Source organism: Anaerosporobacter sp. (assembly GCF_965301125.1).
The window spans coordinates 1-1,244 of sequence record NZ_CBDLAM010000099.1; the positions used below are offsets into that span (position 1 = coordinate 1).

Below are 1,244 nucleotides of genomic sequence, written 5' to 3' on the forward strand. Positions count from 1 at the left end.
TACAAAGGCACACTCGAGACTTTCACTCGTAAGAGTTCGCCCATGCTGGGCGAACCAAAAAAAGAGTTTGAAGAAAACTTCTTCAAACTCTTTAAACTAACGAATATTCAATAACAGCTCGTACGGGAATCGAACCCGTGTTTCCGCCGTGAGAGGGCGGCGTCTTGACCGCTTGACCAACGAGCCTTACAACGTAATTAATAATACCACAGAATATTTTCTTTTTCAAGTATTTTTTTGAATATTATTAAAAAATGTGAATATTCTAGATGAATTTCCTAAAACTTACATACAATTGTAATAACTTTACTCTTTCACTACCAATCCATTCTCTTTTTCTTTAATAACAATATCCTTCTAACAGATTCGTCGATTCTATCCTCGCTTATACTACCAGCTTTGACAGTTTTCAACAAACTATTATAAGATTTACGAAAATCGGATGGCATCAAGATAATGTCACAGCCGGCTTTAACTGCCATTGTTGTTGATTGTTCAACGGTATAATTCTTGCTAATTGCACCCATGTTCATGGCATCTGTAATAATTACACCATCATATCCTAATTTGTTCCGTAAGATATCCGTTACCATTACTTTCGATAATGAACTTGGAGTATTATCCCCTATCACTTTCGGTACAGATATATGACCAACCATGATTATATCAATACTATTTTTAATTCATTCAATAAAAGGATCAAGATACGCCTTTTTTAGTTGTGCGTATGTTTTATTCGTATATGCAAATCCTTTATGGGAATCTCCAACTGTAGATCCATGACCAGGAAAATGCTTATAGTTAGCATATAAGTTGGCATCATTTAATCCTTTTGCATATGCACCTGCATACGCTACTACCTTCTTAGCTGATGGACTAAAAGCGCGATTCTTAACCACTGTATTCTTTTTATTTGTTAATACATCAGAATCTGGAGCAAAGTCTAGGTTAAAACCATATTTACTTAAATATTTACCAATTGTATTACCAATCTTATAAGCCTCTTCTTTTGATGATACTGTTGATAAGTTATTAAATTTCGTAGCATTAAACTTCGGATTGTTGCCTATTCTAGCTACCTCTCCACCTTCTTCATCTATCCCAAGAAACATCGGGATTCCATCATCGGTAGTGGCATATTTCTGTGTGTTTTTCAATAATTTTGTAAGTTGACTCTCGCTTTTTATATTTCCTGAGAAGTAGATTACTCCTCCAACATGATATTTATCAATCTCATTCTTTGT

The 1,244-nt window shown here is 34.6% G+C and carries 1 tRNA gene and 1 pseudogene; both read right to left on the reverse strand.

Annotation, left to right across the window (positions count from 1 at the left end):
* Positions 1-114: 114 nt before the first annotated feature.
* Positions 115-186: transfer RNA gene (locus ACW2QF_RS11630), tRNA-Glu, on the reverse strand.
* Positions 187-317: 131 nt separating this feature from the next.
* Positions 318-1,232 (reverse strand): annotated as a pseudogene (locus ACW2QF_RS11635) (glycoside hydrolase family 3 N-terminal domain-containing protein).
* Positions 1,233-1,244 lie beyond the last annotated feature (12 nt).